The organism is Bacteroides sp. 44_46 (assembly GCF_001915465.1).
Taxonomy (GTDB): Bacteria; Bacteroidota; Bacteroidia; order Bacteroidales; family Bacteroidaceae; genus Bacteroides; species Bacteroides clarus.
On the sequence record NZ_MNQO01000016.1, the window covers coordinates 62406 to 83293 of the forward strand.

Below are 20888 nucleotides of genomic sequence, written 5' to 3' on the forward strand. Positions count from 1 at the left end.
TTTTGTCGTGTTTTATTTTGTGTTTGTGTTGTGAATAAGCCTTGTCGCGAGACAGGGCTTATTTTTTGTTTTTTTCATTAGTTTTGTCACATTTGTTACAATCGGGAGTTCTTCCTTGCTTTATCTTTGCAAGAAAAAAGATTATGGAACAGTTACACGCTCATGAAGTTCTTCACATGATGGAAGGCAACAGTTATACGGAATTGTCGTTAAAAGAAGCAATCGTTCGCAAGTTCGGTAAAGACCAGCGGTTCTATGCTTGTTCGGCTGATAATATGGACATCGATACTCTTATTGAATTTCTTAAAATGAAAGGTAAGTTTATGCCTGCCGGCAATGGATTTACGGTAGATGTTACCAAGGTCTGCAATCATTGATTATCTTGAATATTCTTCCCATACGGAATTGAATATATTTGTACTTGGCATAAGAAACATACATGTATTTCTTATGCCAAGTTTCTTTTTGAAATAAACTTAGAATCTTGTTCGCCGATATTTATTGGTGGAATATGAGGCGCAATTAACTGTTTTTTATAATTAGGTGCATTACTAATTGTTAACCAACGTTATTGTATATGGAACAAATTGTTCCTATTGTAGTATAAATCGTTCAAAATCGTATAATTTATAGAAAAAAAGCTTTTAAGGAGAACAATTAGACGTGATTTGTTTATACATTTGCGAGGTTGTTTATGTAACTATTTTAAATGAACAAATAGCCTGACGCAAATGTTAAGAGAGCAAGTGAAATTGGATGATGAAGGACGCGACATGGCTGGTAGAAGATTTACGCGACGACTTACAACTTTACTGGATAATAATTAAGAAAACAGAATATAAAAAGATTGCTTATGTCACAGATTGTTGGACATATCTCTCAGGTTATCGGACCTGTTGTAGACGTCTATTTTGAAGGTACAGAGGCAGAACTGATGCTGCCAAGCATTCACGACGCGCTGGAAATAAAAAAGAACCACGGTAAGAGACTGATTGTGGAAGTACAACAGCACATTGGTGAAAACACCGTGAGAACCGTAGCTATGGATAGTACGGACGGTTTACAGAGAGGTATGAAAGTTTACCCGTTAGGCGGACCTATCACCATGCCGATAGGAGAACAAATCAAAGGCCGCTTGATGAACGTTGTGGGCGACTCTATCGACGGAATGAAAGAATTGGATCGTGCCGGCGCTTATCCCATTCACCGCGAACCCCCTAAATTTGAAGATTTGACTACCGTACAGGAAGTTCTCTATACGGGTATCAAGGTTATCGACTTGCTGGAACCATACAGTAAGGGCGGTAAGATTGGTTTGTTTGGTGGCGCAGGTGTAGGTAAGACTGTATTAATTCAGGAGTTAATCAATAATATCGCCAAGAAACAGAATGGTTTTTCTGTGTTTGCCGGAGTAGGAGAGCGTACCCGTGAAGGTAACGACCTGCTGAGGGAAATGATTGAATCCGGTGTGATCCGCTATGGCGAAGAATTCAAGAAAGGAATGGAAGAAGGTCATTGGGACCTTTCCAAAGTTGATTATAACGAAGTGGCTAAATCGCAGGTATCCTTGATATTCGGTCAGATGAACGAACCGCCGGGTGCACGTCAGTCTGTTGCATTGTCCGGTCTGACGGTAGCCGAGTCTTTCCGTGATATGGGTTCCGAGACGAATGGCCCGCGCGATATATTGTTCTTTATTGATAATATATTTCGTTTCACTCAGGCAGGTTCCGAGGTGTCCGCATTGTTGGGACGTATGCCTTCGGCCGTAGGTTATCAGCCGACACTGGCAACGGAAATGGGCGCTATGCAGGAACGTATTACTTCTACGCGCAACGGTTCTATTACTTCTGTACAGGCTGTTTATGTGCCTGCCGACGACTTGACCGACCCTGCGCCTGCCACTACCTTTACGCATTTGGACGCAACAACGGTATTGAGCCGTAAGATTACCGAGCTCGGTATTTATCCGGCTGTCGACCCGTTGGAGTCCACCTCGCGTATTCTCGACCCGCACATTGTAGGTCAGGAACACTACGAAGTAGCTCAACGTGTAAAGCAGATTCTTCAGCGCAACAAAGAATTACAGGATATTATTTCCATCCTCGGTATGGAAGAACTCTCGGATGCCGACCGCACATTGGTAAATCGCGCTCGTCGCGTACAGCGTTTCTTGTCCCAGCCTTTTGCCGTAGCCGAACAGTTTACCGGAGTTCCCGGTACGATGGTCTCTATCGAAGATACCATCAAAGGCTTTAAGATGATTCTGGACGGTGAAGTTGACTATCTGCCCGAACCGGCTTTCCTGAATGTCGGAACTATTGAAGAAGCGATAGAGAAAGGTAAGAAGTTGTTGGAACAGGCAAAGAAGTAGTTTGAATATTTAAATTTCAATAGACTAAAAAAATGAAGGGACTGCATTTGGATATTGTATCGCCGGATAAGGAAATCTTCAATGGCGAGGTCGACAGTGTTACATTGCCGGGTACGCTTGGTTCGTTTACTATTTTGTCGCAACATGCGCCCATCGTGTCTTCGCTCAAAGCCGGTACACTGGCTTATGTAACAAAAGACGGAGAAGAGCATGTACAGGATATTCATGGCGGTTTTGTGGAGATGAACGGCAACAAAGTTTCGGTTTGCGTAGACTGACCCCTTTTGATTTTGAACCTTAAATTGAATCGATGTGAGTATTACAAAACGAAATTATTTGTGGCAGGTAGCGCTCTTAACGGTATTGGTAGGCGGTATAGGCGGTTGGGCTTATTATTCGGTATTCCCGCATCACTATTTTGGCGGTTATCCGTTGATACCGATTTTCTTCTTGGTTTTCGGTGTGTTTATGATAAGCATGGTCGAAAGCTGCCGTCACCGGATGCCGGGGCGGATGTTGCAGATATACCTGTTGATGCGCGTTATGCGAATGCTTGCTTCTATCATTGTGATGCTGGTATATTGCGTTGCCGTGCGTGAAGAAGCGAAAGAATTCCTGCTGACGTTTATCGCGAACTATCTGATATATTTGATTTATGACTCTTGGTTTTTCTTCACTTTTGAAGCTAACCGGAAGTTGAAAAAGAAAATGAAACAAAAAAATGAAACAATTGCGTAACATACTAACCGGGGTGTTGCTGGTGTGGGGATTATTGTTATCCGCCTCTGTGCAGGCCGACAGTATTCCTGTTGCACAAAATGGACTTGCGGCCGAACTCGACAGTATAGCCCAACGTGATGATGTAACCTCTGCAGAGCAAGAGAAGAATACGGTGAATGTAAAGGAAATCGTATTCGGGCATATTGGCGATTCGTACGAATGGCATATTACAGCTTTTGGGGAAACGCATGTTATCATTCCGTTGCCTGTCATTGTATATAGCAGTACAACAGGATGGCACACTTTCCTTTCTTCCCGTTTGGAAGAAAACGGCGGAAGCTACGAGGGGTTGTCCATCGCTCCGGAAGGCAGTAAGTACGAGGGAAAATTGGTAGAATACGATGCCGCAGGTAATGAGGTGCGTCCTTGGGATATATCCATTACGAAAGTTACGTTGGCACTGCTTATCAATAGCGTCTTATTGCTTGTCATTATTCTGAGCGTGGCCCAATGGTATCGCAAGCATCCTCAAGGCAGTGCGGCGCCGGGCGGTTTCATAGGATTTATGGAGATGTTCATTATGATGGTGAACGACGACATTATAAAGAGTTGTGTGGGACCAAAGTACCGTAAGTTTGCCCCTTACCTGCTGACAGCGTTTTTCTTTATCTTCATAAATAACCTCATGGGATTGATTCCTATCTTCCCGGGCGGGGCGAATGTCACCGGAAACATTGCCATTACGATGGTCCTGGCTGTCTGTACGTTCCTTGCCGTCAATATTTTTGGAACCAAAACATATTGGAAAGACATTTTTTGGCCAGATGTACCCTGGTGGTTGAAAGTGCCTGTACCCATGATGCCGTTCATAGAATTCTTCGGAATCTTTACGAAGCCGTTTGCTCTGATGATACGTCTTTTTGCCAATATGCTGGCGGGACACATGGCAATGCTGGTGCTGACTTGTTTGATATTCATATCGGCGAGTATGGGACCTGCTTTGAACGGGACATTAACGGTGGCTTCGGTGCTGTTTAATATCTTTATGAACGCATTGGAATTATTGGTAGCCTTTATCCAGGCCTATGTGTTTACGATGCTGTCGGCCGTGTTCATCGGTCTGGCGCAAGAGGAACACAAAGAGAAAGCGGAGGAGAAGGCTATAAAGTGATGGAGTGATAAAATCGAGAAAATAAACATTAATAGAATAACAATTTAAAAACTGAAAGTTATGTTACTATCTGTATTATTGCAAGCTGCTGCGGCAGGTGTTGGAGTTAGTAAATTGGGTGCAGCCATTGGTGCTGGTTTAGCTGTTATCGGCGCAGGTGTAGGTATCGGTAAGATTGGCGGTTCCGCCATGGAAGCCATCGCACGCCAACCGGAAGCATCGGGAGATATTCGTATGAACATGATTATTGCCGCCGCCTTGATTGAAGGTGTCGCATTGTTGGCAGTTGTTGTGTGTCTGTTGGTATTCTTCTTATAAAAAGATAAAATTATGTCATTGTTATTACCTGATAGTGGTCTGCTGTTCTGGATGCTCCTTTCATTCGGCGTGGTTTTTGTGATATTGGCCAAGTACGGCTTTCCCGTCATTACTAAAATGGTGGAAGGCCGTAGGACCTACATAGACCAGTCGCTGGAAGTGGCACGTCAGGCAAACGCCCAACTCGCCAAACTGAAAGAGGAGAGTGAAGCGCTGATTGCTGCCACGAACAAGGAGCAGGGACGCATCATGCGGGAAGCAATGCACGAGCGTGACAAGATTATTGTCGAAGCGCGTAAACATGCGGAAGCCGTTGCGCAGAAGGAACTGGATGATGTAAAACAGCAGATTCAGCAAGAGAAGGAAGAAGCTATCCGCGATATTCGCCGTCAGGTTGCTGTACTATCGGTAGATATTGCGGAGAAGATTATCCGTCGTAATCTGGACGAGAAGCAAGACCAGATGGAAATGATTGACCGTATGCTGGATGAGATGCTGACGCCCAATCACTAATCATTAATCTTTAGAAGAAATGGATATAGGAATTGTTTCGATGCGATATGCAAAGGCTCTTATGGAGTATGCCAAGAGCACGGGTACGGAAGACAGACTATATACTGAAATGCGTACGTTGAGCCGGAGTTTCGAGAAATATCCTGATTTGCGTACGGCATTGGAGAATCCGGTACTGTCGGTACGGGAGAAATTCTCGCTTATCTGTACCGCGGCCGTGGGGGATGCTCCTGCCGAGCGTGAGTTGGCCCGTTTCATTACGCTGGTATTAAGAAACAGGCGTGAGGCGTTTCTGCAATATATTTGTCTGAGCTATCTGGATTTATACAGAAAGAGCAGGCATATCGGGATTGCGAAACTGACGACCGCCGTACCCGTAAGCCATGAGATTTGGGAACGTATCCGAAACAGCGCTTCCCATCTGCTACATGCCGAAATGGAGTTACAGACAGATGTCGACCCATCTATTGAAGGCGGATTTATATTCGACGTCAACGATTTCCGTCTGGATGCCAGTATTGCTACTCAGCTAAAGAGAGTGAAACAACAGTTCATTGATAAGAACAGAAGAATCGTGTGATTTACGATTTGACAATTTGCAATTTACTATTTAGTATTGTGACGGGTAAGTTGTAAGAGGTCAAAAGCGGTATATGATTCGTTTCTTCAGAAAGTAAAATAGTAAATCGTTAAATAGTAAATACTAAAATGTTGTCTGAAAATATAAAAGTAAGCGAAGTCTCCGATATTCTGCGCAAACAGTTGGAAGGCATCGACACCCGCGTGCAACTGGATGAAATCGGTACGGTACTGCAAGTCAGCGATGGCGTGGCACGTATCTACGGATTACGCAATGCCGAAGCAAACGAGTTGCTGGAATTTGACAACGGTATCAAAGCCATCGTGATGAACCTTGAAGAAGACAACGTGGGCGCCGTATTATTAGGCCCTACGGATAAAATCAAGGAAGGATTCGTGGTGAAACGTACCAAGCGTATCGCTTCCATCATGGTGGGAGAGGGTATGTTGGGACGCGTTATCGACCCGTTGGGCGCACCGTTGGACGGCAAAGGCCTGATAGGCGGCGAGCTTTGTGAGATGCCGTTGGAACGTAAGGCTCCGGGCGTTATTTTCCGCCAGCCGGTAAACCAGCCGTTGCAAACCGGCTTGAAAGCTGTCGATGCCATGATTCCTATCGGCCGCGGGCAGCGTGAGTTGATTATCGGCGACCGCCAGACGGGTAAGACTGCGATTGCCATCGATACTATCATAAACCAGCGTGCCAACTATGAAGCGGGCGACCCTGTGTACTGTATCTACGTAGCCATCGGTCAGAAAGGCTCTACGGTAGCATCCATCGTAAACACATTGCGTGAAAACGGTGCGATGGATTACACCATCGTTGTGGCTGCTACGGCAGGCGATCCGGCTGCATTGCAGTATTATGCTCCGTTTGCCGGCGCTGCAATCGGTGAGTATTTCCGTGATACCGGCCGTCATGCGCTGGTTGTTTATGACGACTTGTCCAAGCAGGCGGTAGCCTATCGTGAGGTTTCCTTGATTTTGCGCCGTCCGTCGGGACGTGAGGCCTATCCGGGTGATATCTTCTACCTGCATTCCCGTCTGTTGGAGCGTGCGGCAAAGATTATCAGCCAGGAAGAGGTGGCGCGCGAGATGAACGACCTGCCCGAAAGCCTGAAAGGCAGAGTAAAAGGCGGCGGCTCATTAACGGCGCTTCCTATTATCGAAACGCAGGCCGGTGACGTGTCGGCTTACATTCCTACAAACGTAATCTCCATTACCGACGGACAGATATTCCTCGACACCAACCTCTTCAACCAGGGTAACCGTCCGGCTATCGACGTAGGTATCTCCGTGAGCCGTGTAGGCGGTAATGCCCAGATTAAGGCGATGAAGAAGGTTGCGGGTACATTGAAGATAGACCAGGCTCAGTATCGCGAACTGGAAGCGTTTACCAAATTCAGCGGTGATATGGACCCTGTTACTGCGCTGACTATCGACAAAGGGCAAAAGAATACCCGTTTGCTGGTACAGCCTCAGTATAGCCCGATGCCCGTAGAGAAGCAGATTGCCATTCTTTATTGCGGTACGCATGGTTTGTTGAAAGACGTGCCTTTGGACAAAGTGAGCGAGTTTGAACGCAGTTTCCTCGAATTCCTTGAAAGAGATTATCAGATGGAAGTGCTCGATGTATTGAAGACGGGTGTCATTGATGATAATGTCTGCAAGAAGATAGAAGAGACGGCGGCAAAGACAGCCAAGCAATTTATGTAGATGGCGGTCAGGCATTCAACAACGACTAATCGCCAATCACCAACCCCTAATCACTATATGAAATGGCTTCACTGAAAGAGGTAAAAAATAGAATAAGCTCCGTCAAGAGTACGCGTCAGATAACCTCGGCGATGAAGATGGTAGCATCTGCCAAACTGCATAAGGCGCAGGGGCGGATTGAGAATATGCTACCTTATCAACGGAAGCTGAATGAGATTCTGACAAACTTCTTGAGTACGGATGCTACGATAGAGCCACCCTATACCGAGGAACGTCCGGTAGAGAAAGTGGCGATTGTGGCGTTCTCGTCCAATTCGTCCTTATGCGGCGCTTTCAATTCCAACGTGGCGAAGATGCTGGAGCGCACACTGGAAGACTATAAATCGTTGGGCAAAGAGAACATCTTGCTGTATCCCGTAGGCAAGAAGGTGGAAGAAGCCGTAAAGAAGTTGGGATACGAGCCGCAAGGCAGCTATCAGGAAATGGCCGACAAACCTTCGTATGTGCAGGCTTACGAGCTTGCCGGACTCTTGATGAAAGAGTTTCTGGAGGGACGCATCGACAAGGTAGAGCTGATTTATCATCATTTCAAATCTACCGGGTCGCAAATCCTGACGAGAGATAAGTATCTGCCTATCAACTTGGATAAGGTGGCCGAAGAAGCGACGGAAACCGCCGGAAAGAGCAACTTCAATAATGATTATATTGTAGAGCCTTCCGCAGCCCGGTTGATAGCCGACCTTCTTCCTAAAGTACTGAGCCAGAAGATTTATACGGTTCTGCTGGACTCGAATACTTCCGAACATGCAGCCCGTATGCTTGCCATGCAGGCCGCTACGGACAATGCTAACGAGTTGATTCAGGACCTGACGAAGCAGTATAACAAGAGTCGCCAACAGGCGATTACGAATGAATTGCTGGATATAATCGGCGGCAGCCTGAAATAAGTTTTGCATAGGAATAAGAGGATGTACCGAAGCGCTTTCGGTACATCCTCTTTTCCTATCATAAAAAACATTCCGCCAACATCCCCTTTCCTTTATTTATTTGTGCTACCTTTACCACCTGTTACAACAAACTGAAAGGAATAATGGAGCAAAACTCTGAATTAGCGCTTGCATGGCAGTTCATTGAAAATACAGGCACTCATCTTTTTTTGACCGGTAAGGCCGGAACCGGTAAAACAACCTTCTTACGTAAACTCAAGCGGGAAAGTCCTAAGCGCATGGTCGTTATCGCGCCGACCGGTATCGCGGCCATTAATGCCGGCGGTGTAACAATCCATTCGTTCTTTCAGATTCCGTTCGCGCCTTATGTGCCCGAAAGCTCGTTCAGTACGAATGGACAGGCAACCTATCGTTTCCGTTTCGGTAAGGAGAAAATCAATATCATACGCAGTATGGACCTGCTGGTGATTGATGAAATCAGTATGGTGCGTGCCGACCTGTTGGATGCGGTAGATGAAATGCTCCGCCGTTACCGCGACCGTCACAAGCCGTTTGGCGGTGTGCAACTATTGATGATTGGCGATTTGCAGCAGTTGGCTCCCGTAGTGAAGGACGAGGAATGGCAGATGCTGAAGAAGTATTACGATACTCCCTATTTTTTCTCCAGCCGCGCGCTGAAGCAGACGGAATACTGCACTATCGAACTTAAAACCGTATACAGGCAGAGTGACGGAGCTTTCTTGGACTTACTGAACCGCATTCGCGAGAATCATTGCGACCCTCAAGTCCTGGAAGCCCTGAACCGTCGCTATCTTCCCGATTTCCAACCCCGGAAGGAAGAGGGTTATATCCGTCTGGTCACCCATAACTACCAGGCGCAGCGCATCAACAATTACGAACTGGAACAGCTTCCGGGACGTTCTTACGCTTTTCGTGCCACGATTGACGGAAAGTTTCCCGAGTATTCATATCCCACGGACGAACTCCTGGAGCTGAAAAAAGGCGCTCAGGTGATGTTTGTAAAGAACGACTCGTCCGGCGAGCACCGCTACTATAACGGTATGATCGGTGAAGTCACCGATCTTTCCGCCGACAGCATCGAAGTGCGTGCCAAAGATAGCACCGCTACCTTCCTGCTGCAAGAAGAGGAGTGGGCAAACGCAAAATACGTATTGGACGAGGAAAGCAAGGAGATTGTGGAAGATATTGAAGGTACTTTCCGGCAGTTCCCTTTGAAACTGGCATGGGCCATTACGATTCATAAAAGCCAGGGGCTTACGTTTGAACGTGCCATTATCGATGCCAGCTCATCCTTTGCGCACGGACAGACGTATGTGGCTCTGAGCCGTTGCAAGACATTGGAAGGTTTGGTGCTTAGCGCCCCGCTTTCCGCAAAAGCCGTCATCAGCGACCGGGCGGTAGACCGCTTTACGGAAGAAGCACGCAGAAACGAACCGGATGAAGACCGCTTCCATTCGTTGCAGCGAACCTATTTCCATGAACTGTTGTCGGGACTATTCGATTTCCGGCCGTTGGAGCAATCGCTTCAGCGCTATGTACGCCTGATTGACGAGCATCTTTATAAACTCTATCCCAAGCAGTTGGCAGCATACAAAGCAGAAGCGGAACGTTTTCACGAGAAGGTGGTGATAGTGGCGCAGAAGTTCGGTATGCAATACAACCGTCTGATTGACGCCGCGCAGAACTATGCTACGGACGAAACATTGCAGGAACGGATTGCTGCGGGAGCCGGTTACTTCAAAAAAGAAATGGAGCCTCAGTATCTCGTATTGATAAAAGAACGGGTTCTTGCCACGGACAACAAGGAACTGAAGAAACAGTTGAATACCGCGAAAGAAGAGCTGAACACCCTTTTCTTGCTGAAAGACGACCTCTTGGCTTACGTCATAGCGCACGGATTCCGTACAGCCGAATATTTAAGGCAGAAAGCGATACTCTCCATCGGTGACTCCGCTCTCTCCGGTAAAGAAGACCTGAAACGAAGAGGACTGTTGGATGCGGTGGAGAAGAATATACGGGAACGGAAAAAGAAAGAATCGGCAACACCTGCTGTTCAAGTTCCTTCGGACGTGTTACATCCCGAACTTTACGACCGGCTGGTGGCATGGAGAAACTCGGAAGCGTCCCGGCTGGGGCTGCCCGTCTATACGGTTATCCAACAAAAAGCCATTTTAGGCATCAGCAACCTGCTGCCCGCCGATAAAGCCATGCTTGTCCGCATCCCTTATTTCGGAAAGAAAGGAGTGGAAAAATACGGGGATATTATTTTGGAAATGGTACATGGATACCGCAAGGAGAAAGGATTGGCAGAGCCGGAACTCATGCTTTAGGAGTATGGTCGAACTTCTGTATTTTCACAAGCGTGATTAATATCCCGATGACGGGAACGACCGTACTCGTCAGGATAGTAATCACTTTCTCCGTCATGCCGGTAAGTTGCAAACCATAAAACAAAATGATTCCCACCAATGCAATCATACAAAAGGCACGGCACAGATAATCGGCCGCGCCTTTGGCGTCCACATTCTTCTTCTGTTCCGCTGTCATGGTGTTATAGCCTGCCATTAAAATGGGAAACCTCTTGACAAGGAGCCCTATGACAACCAAGAGAACCGTTTGATACCATATTATTTTATTCATGCCGCTGTGCCTATATTTCAGAAGTCCGTATCCGCTTTATTCACATTTTAAAAGATTATATCAGAACGGGCTTCTGTTACCTTGCTGCACTTCGATGCGTATGCCGAACGCTCCGTTGGAAGATTTCATCTCGAATGCGCCCTTGAAGTTGTTCTTCTCCCATGGCAGCGCCGAGCGGTTGGGAACTTTCCAGCCGTCTTTGTCATATTCGCCATAGGTATTGATACGCATACCGTTTTTCAGTTTGAAGCTGCCCATCTGCAGATTCTCCGGTGACGACCAGAATCCGGTCAGCCCGAACGGATTCATGCTGTAAACGGTGGAATTGGTCAGTGAGAATACATTCGAAAGCCCTTGCGAGTAGGTAACGTCCGGATTAAGACGGAATATGCTGCTGTAATCCTTGCTTGCGTCCGGTATTTCCAGCGTAAACTCAGGCAGGCGGGGAGCTTCCATTTTCATCAGGCTCATATCCAAAAGAAAGCCGTTGTAATTCTTTGTTTCGGGCAGGAATACGCCATCGGGCGGAGTACCGTCGGGCAGGGAGCGTACGCTGTCGCCTTTCACTTCGCTTTGGGCATATAGCGAAGCGATACTTGCAAGCAGTGCGATGATAAAAAAGCAAACTCGTTTCATTGTTCCATTCAACTATTCTTAATGGAGCTTTCACCAATCCGGCGGTTTCGCTCCTTCATTCTTTAATTCCCCGTCTCCCGATTACAAAGATAAACCTTTCCGGTCATTCTTCGAAATTTCTTTAAGTAAATATTGAGGGACGGTCTGCATCGGGAGTGTTCGTCTCATTCACTTATACTCTGTTATACTATCAGTTTATATCCTATTCCGCGTACGTTTACGATGCGGATTCGGTCGTCCAGCGCCAGTTTGTGGCGCAACTTGGTGATGAACACGTGCAGGCTGCGGGAGTTGAAAAAGCTGTCGTCTCCCCAAAGTTCGAGCAGAACATTCTGGGTGTTGACAACCTGGTTACGGTTTTCGCAGAGGCGTTTCAGTATTTCCGATTCACGGTGGGAGAGTTCCATATCCGTGTCAGTGTGCGGAGATACGGTAGTCCCTATATACGACAACCGTTGCGTGACGGAGTTAAACCGGTAATCGCCTATTTCAAAGTCGGTGACTTCTTTGGGTGCGGCGTCAGTGAAGCTGAAAGCCCTGCCCGCCAGCGCTTTGATACGGATAATCAGCTCTTGCATGCCGAAAGGCTTTTTCAGATAATCGTTGGCGCCGAGCTCAAAGCCCTCTACGACATCATTGATGGCCGAGCGGGCGGTAAGGAACAGTACCGGCGTATGCTTGTCAGTCTGGCGGATGCGGCGTACCATTTCAAAACCGTCCATGCGGGGCATCATTACGTCGGCCACGAGTACATCGGGGCGCAGGTCGAAGAACCGGCGCAATCCCTCTTCACCGTCGGCAGCGGTGTGGATGGTGAAGTTCTGCCCTTCAAGCGTGTCTTTTATAATCATGGCAAGGGTTTCTTCATCCTCAACCAATAATACTTTTATTTTATCCATAGTCCTTTATTTATTCTGTATTATAAGCCGAATTTTGTTACTCCTGAGGCGGATGTCGGTTTTCAGCGGCGAAACAGACTGTTCCAACCGTTGAAACACTTTGTTTCCCTACGGTGAACATTTTGTTTCGCTATGCGGAACATTCTGTTTTCATGCCTTGAAACAAAGTGTTCAAACACGTAAAAAACACTTTGTTTCGTGCGTTGAAGCTTTTTGTCCCATACAGATTTCAATCATCCGTCTGCTTGTTTAATCTTACAACAAAGGTGCTGCCTTTGCCCGGTTCGCTCTTTACGGATATGCTCCCGCCATGTTTCCCAACCATGGTCTTGACGTAGAACAAACCGAGCCCGTAGCCCTTCACGTCATGCAGATTACCGGTGGGAACGCGGTAGAACTTATCGAATATGTGGCTCTGCTTTTCGGGAGCGATACCTATTCCACGGTCGCTGATGGCGATTTCGACAAGTTCTCCTTGTTCCGCTGCGTTGATTTGCCGGCAACGGATGTTTACTTCCGCTTCTCCCGGCGAGTATTTTATGGCGTTATCTATCAGGTTGCTGATGATGTTACTGAAATGAGTGCGGTCGGCGGTAAGGGCCAGGTCTTCCGGCTCGATATCTACCGATATATGCACGGGCTTCTCCGATTTCAGTGTGTGCTGTTCGATGAGCGGTTCGAGGATATCTCCAACGGACAGTACTTCCGGATGCAGGCGGAAGGTCTTGCGGCGTTCCATACTCATGGAAAGTATTTGCTCGACAAGTCCGCTGAGCCGCTGCAACTGTTCCTGGCAGATACGCAGGTATTTGTCGCGTTGCGTCTTGTCTTCCGCCTGGTTAAAGTTCAGCAGGGCATCGTTGGCGGCGTAGGCGACGGCGATAGGGGTTTTCAGCTCATGGGTGATGTTGTTGGTGAAGTCGCTTTTCATCTCTTCCAGCGTCTTTTGCCGCAGAATGGTGCGGATAAGTACCCAGAATGCGAAGATAAGGATAATCAGAATGACGAGCGAGGTAGCCAGTATGCCCGACATCTGCTTCAACACCAGTTGCGTGACGGGCTCTATCCAAAGACGGTAGCTTTGGTGGGTATTGAGGTCGAAGGCGTAGTTGTATTGCTTGGCGTCAGGGCCGGGGGTATATCCGGCAGTACCGGCAACGGCCAGCGTGTCCACGAATGTGTAAGGTGCGTCTTTGTCGCTCGTGTAGATATGCTCCAAACGGTAGGGCAGCGTGATGCCCCGGTCTTTCAGTTGAAGGCTCAGCAGGCTGTCGTACACGAGGACGTCGGGGTCGGAGATAATGTCCAGACCGGAGTGCAGACCTCGTTGGAAATAGGTGGCGAGTTCCAGCATGCTGTTCTGGTCGCGCAGAATCACATCCAGTCCGTCTTTGGCTCTCAGGGCGGCTTGGGGCGAGTTACCGGTATCTTTTACGGCGGCTTCCAGCTTCTTTTGGGCTGAATCGGGGTTCAGCCATTGAGCCTTGCTCCGGTCTTTGTTTCGTTCTATGAAAAGCACGTCACCGGAGTCCGAGGCGGCAATGTCATCACGGGTGACAATAGCTTGTACGGAAGAATTGTCCGAGATATTCATCGAAATGGTATCACTCTTTTGATGGATGACCTGCTGGGTGGTGGTTTCTTCTTTCTCACCGTTGCGGTCTATACTGGTGGTGCTGCGTACATAGGCTTTGTTTTGCGTTCCGTCTTTCTCGAATCCGGCGGATACGCTCACTTCTCCATGGTCGGTGCTGTCCTTACGCATCCTTTCCACACGTAGCATCATTTCATTATAGTCGCTCATGCGCATGGCTTCTATGATGTTGCGCTCCAGGTCATTGCGCATGGTACGGTACAGCCCGCCGAGCCAATAGGCCTGGTAGGAGAAGATGCCCGCCAAAGACAGGATAACGAGTATGGCAATGTATTTCAGAGGCAGTTTCATGGCAGTTTCTTTATGCTTAATGCTTACGCAGGCAAATATAAGGAGTTATATCGTGCGCTGTATCATGCGGTAAGACTAAATAACACTTCCGATAACAGTAGATAACACTTGGTAAGCCGGTGATAACACAGAGTTACGCGGCTAATGCCGTACTTTGCGGAGGTCAATTAAAATATGCCTGACTATAAATTAAATTTCAACACTGACTTGATATGAAACGATTTTATCTGTTATCAGCCATTTGCCTGACAAGTATCAGTCTTTCCGCCCAGGAAAGCACCGGCGAAGAGCGTACTCTCAGCGCTGACAGTATTATAACCTCGGATGCCCGGCTGGACAGCATCTACCAAAGTCTGCCCGAAGTAATGATAACCGGCGAGCGTCCCGTAGTAAAAGCATCGCAAGGCAAACTGGTTTATGACTTGCCGCGGCTTATCCGCGATCTGCCTGTGGACAACGCTTATGATGCCGTAAAGGAGCTTCCCGGCGTAACCGAGATGAACGGCGCTTTGCAATTGGCGGGGCAGGGCGTCACCGTCGTTCTGAACGGAAAGGTAACCACCCTCAGCGTCGAACAGTTGTATTCATTGCTGCGGAGCATCCCTGCGAGCCGTATAGAAAAAGCCGAAGTGATGTACAATGCGCCCGCCCGCTACCAAGTGCGCGGCGCCCTTATCAACATACAATTGAAGCAGACCGCAGACGGCCCTTCTTCCTGGCAAGGCGAGCTTTATGGCAAGTACAACCAGAAGTATTACGAAAACTTTGAAGAGCGTGCCAGCCTCTTATATAACGGAAATAAGTTCTCAGCGGATTTTCTTTACTCGCACAAACATGGCCGTACTTACAATACGACGGACAAAGAGGCTATGCACACTCTGGCGGATGGCTCGGTGTACCCGATGACTACCGATGAGGTGCGCCGCGGCCGTTCGCATACGCATAGTTTCCGGGTGGGAGCCGATTACAATATCGCTGAAGAGCATCAGTTGAGCTTTGTTTATAACGGTAACTATCAAACGTATCACAACCGGATGCATATCAACGGTTCACAGCAGTCCACCACGCTGAGTAACAGTACGGATTGGCTTCACAACGGTCGTCTGGACTACCGTACTCCCTTCGGTTTGAAAGCGGGCGTGGAACTGACCTATTATCGTTCTCCGTCCGACCAGCTGTTGAACAGCCGTCTGCTGGAGAGCGATGAACTCGACTTCTTTACGCAAGACTGCCAGCGCATCAACCGCTGGAAAATGTTTTTGGCGCAGGAACACAGTCTGGGCAAGGGCTGGGGATTGAATTACGGCATCGTCTATACCACCAGCACCGACAACAGCTACCAATATTACTACGACCCGGAGACCGGAGAGCAGCTGGGAGATGAAAACACAACTTCGTTGGCAGCCGGTGATAACTCCGCCGATAACCTCAGCAACATGAAATCACGCAAACGGGAAGAAACACTGAACATCTATGCGGGCTTCAACAAGAGTTTCGGCGATAAGCTCTCGCTGGACGCATCCTTAGCCATAGAACGCTATAAAACGCCCGTATGGAACCAGTGGGATTTGTATCCTGCCATCAATCTGAACTATATGCCTGCTCCCGGACATATCCTGCAACTTGCGTTGAGCAGTGATAAGGACTATCCCGATTATTGGGCTGTGCAGGATGCCGTTTCGTATATCGGCGGCGGGTATTCCGAGATTCACGGTAATCCTCTGCTGAAGCCTGCGCAAAGCTACGAGTTTAAGATGAACTACGTTTTGAAGGGAAAATATATCTTCAGCACCTGGTTCAGCCATACCAAAGACTACTCGACGCAGACGCTTTACCAATCCTCGCAACGGTTGGTCGAGATTTATAAGTATATGAATTTTGATTATCAGCAACAGGCTGGTATACAGGCGTCAGTGCCGTTTAAGATAAAGAATTGGTTGAATTCCCGCCTGACGCTTATCGGGATATGGCATCACGAGAAAGACAATGACTTTTGGGATATCCCTTTCAATCGCAAACAGTGTTACGGCATAGCTCAAATGAACAATACTTTCACCCTTTCTACCAAACCCGATTTGAAACTGACCCTCACCGGATTTGTACATAGCAAAGCGATTCAGGGGATTTACGACCTGCCTGTTTCCGGCAATGTGAACGCCGCCCTGCGCTATGGATTTGCCAAAGGAAAGGCTATACTGAATTTGTATTGCAACGATATATTCGAAACAGGGCAAATCTCTCCGCGCATCCGCTTCCGGACACAGAACGTAACCAATCATTACTCGTGTTTTCGCGAGTTGGGAGTGTCGTTCACATACAAATTCGGTGGCTATAAAGAAAAGCAAAGGGAAGGGGTGGATACATCACGATTTAAATGATTATTTGGCTGTTAATGATTGTTTGAGAATTGAGAAGGATTGAGTAATAAAGGAGGATTTGACGATTGAGTGTAACTTGATAATTGAACATGACTTGGCGATTAAATATGATTTGGTAGTTAAGCATGGCTTGTCAATTAAATATGATTTTGTAGTTGATTTGACAAACTCTAAGCCTGAAAGGCTTTCAGCATATAGCCCGGGGTAACACCCCGGGTCTAAATGTCCTCTGTATTCTACGCCCTGTAAGGGCAAAAGGTTAATGTTCAAAGATTTTGCCCTTACAGGGCGCAATGTTAGTCATATATACGTTCCCGGGGTGTTACCCCGGGCTTAGAGATGTAAGGCTTTCAGCCTTAGGTTAGTCTATACTTAATATGCCTTGATATGCCTTGATATTAAGTATAACTTGGTCTTAAATATAACTTGATATTAGGTATGATTTGATATTAAGTATAAGTTGATATTAAATATGTCTTGATAATATAGGTATGGCTTGTCAATTAAATATGATTTTGTAGTTGATTTGATTAATTCTAAGCCTGAAAGGCTTTTATCATTTAGACCCGGGGTAACACCCCGGGTCTAAATGTCCTCGGTCTTCTGCGCCCTGTAAGGGCAAAAGATTAATGTTTAAAGATTTTGCCTTTATAGGGCGTAATGTTGGTCATATATACGTTCCCGGAGGCTTACCCCGGGTTTAGAGATGCAAGGTTTTCAGCCTCAGGTTACTCTACAATCAGGCTATTCTATGTATTAAATTATTCCATTATACTATATGGCATTCTCCCCTTACCGACGAAACAACTCGGCGTGTCACTAAATTCTTTTTATATACCTGCATTTTCCCTTCTTTTTTGTACTTTTGCAACTTTCAAAAACCAAAGTTGTTATTTAAAGAAAAGACCCTGTATGAAATCAGACATTGAAATAGCGCGCAGCATAGAGCTGAAGAAGATAAAGCAGGTTGCTGAAAGTGTGGGTATTCCCCGTGAAGAAGTAGAGAACTACGGCCGTTACATCGCCAAGATTCCCGAACAACTGATTGACGAGGAGAAAGTAAAACAGAGTAACCTGATTCTTGTAACCGCTATCACGGCAACCAAGGCGGGCATTGGCAAAACTACCGTCTCTATCGGCCTGGCATTAGGACTTAATAAGATTGGAAAGAAAGCCATCGTAGCCTTGCGTGAACCCTCACTCGGCCCATGCTTCGGAATGAAAGGCGGAGCGGCAGGCGGCGGCTATGCTCAGGTGCTTCCCATGGAGAAAATAAACTTACATTTCACAGGAGATTTTCATGCCATCACTTCCGCTCACAATATGATTTCCGCTTTGCTGGATAACTATATCTACCAGCATCAGGCAGACGGCTTCGGTCTGAAAGAAATCATCTGGCGACGCGTGCTCGATGTAAACGACCGCTCTTTGCGCAGCATCGTCACCGGTCTCGGTCCGCGCACCAACGGGGTTACCATGGAGTCCGGCTTCGATATTACGCCTGCATCGGAGATTATGGCAATTCTTTGCCTGTCAAAAGATACGGAAGACCTTCGCAGGCGAATCGAGAACATCATACTCGGCTTTGATTTCAACGGCAAACCGTTTACTGTTAAAGACTTAGGTGTAGCCGGTGCCATCACCGTATTGCTGAAAGACGCCATCCATCCCAATTTGGTACAAACCACCGAAGGAACGGCTGCTTTTGTGCATGGTGGTCCGTTCGCAAATATAGCGCACGGTTGCAACTCCATTCTCGCCACCAAAATGGCTATGACCTTCGGCGATTATGTAGTGACGGAAGCAGGCTTCGGCGCGGACTTGGGAGCGGAAAAGTTCTATAACATCAAATGCCGTAAAAGCGGACTGCAACCCAAGCTCACTGTTATCGTTGCCACTGCGCAAGGCCTGAAGATGCATGGCGGCGTCAGCCTTGACCGTATCAAGGAACCGAATATGGAAGGCCTGAAAGAAGGTTTCGGTAATCTTGACAAACATATTCGTAACCTGCGCTACTTCGGGCAGACCGTTGTTGTCGCTTTCAACCGTTTTGCCAGTGATACCGACGAAGAAGTAGAAGCTATCCGCCGTCATTGTGAAGATGATTTGAAGGTGGGCTTCGCCATCAATAACGCTTTCGCCGAGGGTGGGGAAGGTGCCATTGACCTGGCTAACCTTGTCGTGGAAACAATCGAAAAGAAACCTTCCGCCCCGCTGCAATACACTTACGGGGAAAACGATAGCGTACAGCAGAAGATAGAGAAAGTAGCCTGCAACCTTTACGGAGCAAGCGTGGTGACTTATAGCAGCGCTTCACGCAAGATGATGAAGCTCATCGAAGAAATGGGCATCGCGCATTATCCCATCTGCATAGCCAAGACGCAATACTCTTTCTCCGCCGACCCCAAAATATACGGCGCAGTCAATAACTTCGAGTTCCACATCAAAGACATCGTTATCAATAACGGCGCGGAAATGCTTGTAGCCATTGCCGGTGAGATACTCCGTATGCCGGGGCTGCCCAAAGTTCCGCAAGCAGAGCACATCGACATTGTGGACGGTAACATAGAGGGACTTTCTTAAAAATTGAGAATTGAGAATTAAGAAGTGAGAAATAATAGTTTCTACAATAAGAAGTGAAAAAAAACAGGCTGCGCAGTTCGAGTGAACATTGCGCAGCCTGTTTTTTATTTCTCAATTCTTAATTTAATAATCAGTAAGCGAACAGCGGATATTCTTTCATCTTGGCATTCACACGTGCGCGAACGTCTGCGATGACCTGTTCGTTGTCTACGTTGGAGAGAACGGTTTCGATCATTTCAGCGATTTCCAGCATCAAATCTTCTTTTGCGCCGCGGGTTGTGATGGCGGGAGTACCCAGACGGATACCGGAAGTCTGGAATGCGGAACGGCTGTCGAACGGAACCATGTTCTTGTTTACGGTGATGTCGGCAGATACCAATGCCTTTTCAGCCACTTTACCTGTTAAATCGGGGTATTTGCTACGCAGGTCTACCAGCATGGAGTGGTTGTCCGTACCGCCGGAAACGATTGTAAAGCCACGGTCTATCAGGGCTTGCGCCAGCGTAGCGGCATTCTTTTTAACCTGCTTGGCGTATTCCTTCCATTCCGGTTGCAGAATCTCGCCGAAAGCAACGGCTTTTGCCGCAATGACATGTTCCAACGGACCGCCTTGAATACCGGGGAATACGGCAGAGTCGAGCAATTGGGACATCATCTTGATTTCGCCTTTCGGAGTTTTCTTGCCCCAGGGGTTGGGGAAGTCCTTACCCATCATGATGACACCGCCGCGAGGGCCGCGTAGCGTCTTATGAGTGGTGGAAGTTACGATATGGGCGTATTTCACGGGGTTATCCAGTTCACCGGCGGCAATCAGTCCGGCAGGATGCGCCATGTCAATCATCAGGATAGCGCCTATCTTGTCGGCAATTTCGCGCATGCGCTTGTAGTCCCATTCGCGTGAATAAGCAGAACCGCCGCCGATAATCATTTTCGGTTTCTCACGCAGGGCTACTTCTTCCATTTGGTCGTAGTCTACGCGTCCGGTTTCTTTATTAAGGTTGTATTCGCAGGGAGTATAGATAATACCGGAAGTATTAACCAATGAGCCGTGAGAGAGGTGACCGCCGTGCGCAAGGTTCAAACCCATGAATTTGTCGCCCGGATTCAGCACTGCGAGGAATACGGCGGCATTGGCCTGTGCGCCCGAGTGCGGCTGTACGTTAGCCCATTCTGCACCGAAAATCTGTTTCAAACGATCGATAGCAATCTGTTCGCTTTGGTCTACAACCTCGCAACCGCCATAGTAACGCTTGCCGGGATAGCCCTCTGCGTACTTGTTGGTGAGGCAGGAGCCCATCGCCTGCATAACTTGGTCACTTACGAAGTTCTCTGATGCAATCAGTTCAATGCCTTTGAGCTGACGTTGATGTTCTTTTTCGATGATGTCGAAAATTAAATCGTCTCTTTTCATTCTTGCTTATTAGATAAGTTTGATAATTCTGTGTTCT

18 protein-coding genes are annotated in these 20888 nt (G+C 47.5%); 13 read left to right on the forward strand and 5 right to left on the reverse strand.

Features of this window, described 5'->3' with window-relative positions; all coding sequences use genetic code 11:
- Positions 1–143: 143 nt before the first annotated feature.
- The 11 genes from BHV73_RS08360 to BHV73_RS08410 all read left to right on the forward strand — a co-directional run bounded on the left by BHV73_RS08360 (position 144) and on the right by BHV73_RS08410 (position 10689).
- Entirely contained in the window at positions 144–377 is a 234-nt protein-coding gene (locus tag BHV73_RS08360; RefSeq protein WP_087411894.1) for a YecH family metal-binding protein, read from the forward strand.
- 476 nt (positions 378–853) lie between these two features.
- The gene (gene atpD / locus BHV73_RS08365; RefSeq protein ID WP_009121031.1) at positions 854–2374 is read left to right on the forward strand and encodes a F0F1 ATP synthase subunit beta; all 1521 of its coding nucleotides are present in this window, start codon (positions 854–856) and stop codon (positions 2372–2374) included.
- A gap of 32 nt (positions 2375–2406) precedes the next feature.
- Positions 2407–2652, forward strand: a complete 246-nt coding sequence (gene atpC / locus BHV73_RS08370) for an ATP synthase F1 subunit epsilon (RefSeq protein WP_009121030.1) — start codon at positions 2407–2409, stop codon at positions 2650–2652.
- Between the two features lie 34 nt (positions 2653–2686).
- On the forward strand, positions 2687–3112 hold the full coding sequence (locus tag BHV73_RS08375) for a hypothetical protein (RefSeq protein WP_022218825.1): 426 nt from the start codon (positions 2687–2689) through the stop codon (positions 3110–3112).
- Positions 3096–4265 carry a F0F1 ATP synthase subunit A gene (gene atpB, locus BHV73_RS08380; protein WP_087411895.1) on the forward strand — a complete coding sequence of 390 codons (1170 nt, stop codon included), beginning with the start codon at positions 3096–3098 and terminating at the stop codon, positions 4263–4265. The genes BHV73_RS08375 and atpB overlap by 17 nt, the downstream gene beginning before the upstream one ends.
- 60 nt (positions 4266–4325) lie before the next feature.
- Positions 4326–4583 carry an ATP synthase F0 subunit C gene (gene atpE / locus BHV73_RS08385; RefSeq protein ID WP_005829122.1) on the forward strand — a complete coding sequence of 86 codons (258 nt, stop codon included), beginning with the start codon at positions 4326–4328 and terminating at the stop codon, positions 4581–4583.
- Positions 4584–4595: 12 nt separating this feature from the next.
- Positions 4596–5096 carry a F0F1 ATP synthase subunit B gene (gene atpF / locus BHV73_RS08390; RefSeq protein ID WP_286737930.1) on the forward strand — a complete coding sequence of 167 codons (501 nt, stop codon included), beginning with the start codon at positions 4596–4598 and terminating at the stop codon, positions 5094–5096.
- Positions 5097–5115: 19 nt separating this feature from the next.
- Complete coding sequence (locus BHV73_RS08395; protein WP_286737933.1) at positions 5116–5676, forward strand: F0F1 ATP synthase subunit delta; 561 nt, start codon at positions 5116–5118, stop codon at positions 5674–5676.
- A gap of 131 nt (positions 5677–5807) precedes the next feature.
- Positions 5808–7391, forward strand: coding sequence for a F0F1 ATP synthase subunit alpha (atpA, locus tag BHV73_RS08400; RefSeq protein ID WP_087412039.1), 1584 nt, complete (start codon positions 5808–5810; stop codon positions 7389–7391).
- A gap of 62 nt (positions 7392–7453) precedes the next feature.
- Entirely contained in the window at positions 7454–8338 is an 885-nt protein-coding gene (locus BHV73_RS08405) for a F0F1 ATP synthase subunit gamma (protein WP_087411896.1), read from the forward strand.
- A gap of 143 nt (positions 8339–8481) precedes the next feature.
- On the forward strand, positions 8482–10689 hold the full coding sequence (locus tag BHV73_RS08410) for an AAA family ATPase (RefSeq protein WP_087411897.1): 2208 nt from the start codon (positions 8482–8484) through the stop codon (positions 10687–10689).
- On the opposite strand, the gene BHV73_RS08415 is transcribed toward BHV73_RS08410, so the two are convergent.
- From BHV73_RS08415 to BHV73_RS08430, 4 genes are all read right to left on the reverse strand, one after another.
- The gene (locus BHV73_RS08415) at positions 10679–10999 is read right to left on the reverse strand and encodes a DUF3784 domain-containing protein (RefSeq protein WP_087411898.1); all 321 of its coding nucleotides are present in this window, start codon (positions 10997–10999) and stop codon (positions 10679–10681) included. The two genes, BHV73_RS08410 and BHV73_RS08415, sit on opposite strands and share 11 nt — an antisense overlap.
- A 60-nt stretch (positions 11000–11059) precedes the next feature.
- Positions 11060–11635, reverse strand: a complete 576-nt coding sequence (locus tag BHV73_RS08420) for a hypothetical protein (RefSeq protein WP_009121021.1) — start codon at positions 11633–11635, stop codon at positions 11060–11062.
- A 182-nt stretch (positions 11636–11817) separates the two neighbouring features.
- Positions 11818–12534, reverse strand: a complete 717-nt coding sequence (locus BHV73_RS08425) for a response regulator transcription factor (RefSeq protein WP_087411899.1) — start codon at positions 12532–12534, stop codon at positions 11818–11820.
- A gap of 229 nt (positions 12535–12763) precedes the next feature.
- On the reverse strand, positions 12764–14479 hold the full coding sequence (locus BHV73_RS08430) for a sensor histidine kinase (RefSeq protein WP_087411900.1): 1716 nt from the start codon (positions 14477–14479) through the stop codon (positions 12764–12766).
- Between the two features lie 212 nt (positions 14480–14691).
- Between BHV73_RS08430 and BHV73_RS08435 the strand changes: the two genes are divergently transcribed.
- Complete coding sequence (locus BHV73_RS08435; protein ID WP_009121018.1) at positions 14692–16857, forward strand: outer membrane beta-barrel family protein; 2166 nt, start codon at positions 14692–14694, stop codon at positions 16855–16857.
- Positions 16858–17769: 912 nt separating this feature from the next.
- Complete coding sequence (locus BHV73_RS08440) at positions 17770–19440, forward strand: formate--tetrahydrofolate ligase (protein ID WP_009121017.1); 1671 nt, start codon at positions 17770–17772, stop codon at positions 19438–19440.
- A gap of 130 nt (positions 19441–19570) precedes the next feature.
- On the opposite strand, the gene glyA is transcribed toward BHV73_RS08440, so the two are convergent.
- Entirely contained in the window at positions 19571–20851 is a 1281-nt protein-coding gene (gene glyA / locus BHV73_RS08445; protein ID WP_009121016.1) for a serine hydroxymethyltransferase, read from the reverse strand.
- Between the last annotated feature and the right edge of the window lie 37 nt (positions 20852–20888).

What these genes read in the sequence shown, in the direction of transcription:
- atpB (WP_087411895.1), top strand. Translation starts at nt 3,096, where the DNA reads ATGAAACAATTGCGTAACATACTAACCGGGGTGTTGCTGGTGTGGGGA.
- BHV73_RS08415 (WP_087411898.1), bottom strand. Translation starts at nt 10,999, where the DNA reads ATGAATAAAATAATATGGTATCAAACGGTTCTCTTGGTTGTCATAGGG.
- BHV73_RS08435 (WP_009121018.1), top strand. Translation starts at nt 14,692, where the DNA reads ATGAAACGATTTTATCTGTTATCAGCCATTTGCCTGACAAGTATCAGT.
- BHV73_RS08405 (WP_087411896.1), top strand. Translation starts at nt 7,454, where the DNA reads ATGGCTTCACTGAAAGAGGTAAAAAATAGAATAAGCTCCGTCAAGAGT.
- atpF (WP_286737930.1), top strand. Translation starts at nt 4,596, where the DNA reads ATGTCATTGTTATTACCTGATAGTGGTCTGCTGTTCTGGATGCTCCTT.
- BHV73_RS08440 (WP_009121017.1), top strand. Translation starts at nt 17,770, where the DNA reads ATGAAATCAGACATTGAAATAGCGCGCAGCATAGAGCTGAAGAAGATA.
- BHV73_RS08410 (WP_087411897.1), top strand. Translation starts at nt 8,482, where the DNA reads ATGGAGCAAAACTCTGAATTAGCGCTTGCATGGCAGTTCATTGAAAAT.
- atpD (WP_009121031.1), top strand. Translation starts at nt 854, where the DNA reads ATGTCACAGATTGTTGGACATATCTCTCAGGTTATCGGACCTGTTGTA.
- BHV73_RS08425 (WP_087411899.1), bottom strand. Translation starts at nt 12,534, where the DNA reads ATGGATAAAATAAAAGTATTATTGGTTGAGGATGAAGAAACCCTTGCC.
- glyA (WP_009121016.1), bottom strand. Translation starts at nt 20,851, where the DNA reads ATGAAAAGAGACGATTTAATTTTCGACATCATCGAAAAAGAACATCAA.
- atpC (WP_009121030.1), top strand. Translation starts at nt 2,407, where the DNA reads ATGAAGGGACTGCATTTGGATATTGTATCGCCGGATAAGGAAATCTTC.
- BHV73_RS08395 (WP_286737933.1), top strand. Translation starts at nt 5,116, where the DNA reads ATGGATATAGGAATTGTTTCGATGCGATATGCAAAGGCTCTTATGGAG.
- BHV73_RS08420 (WP_009121021.1), bottom strand. Translation starts at nt 11,635, where the DNA reads ATGAAACGAGTTTGCTTTTTTATCATCGCACTGCTTGCAAGTATCGCT.
- BHV73_RS08430 (WP_087411900.1), bottom strand. Translation starts at nt 14,479, where the DNA reads ATGAAACTGCCTCTGAAATACATTGCCATACTCGTTATCCTGTCTTTG.
- BHV73_RS08360 (WP_087411894.1), top strand. Translation starts at nt 144, where the DNA reads ATGGAACAGTTACACGCTCATGAAGTTCTTCACATGATGGAAGGCAAC.
- atpE (WP_005829122.1), top strand. Translation starts at nt 4,326, where the DNA reads ATGTTACTATCTGTATTATTGCAAGCTGCTGCGGCAGGTGTTGGAGTT.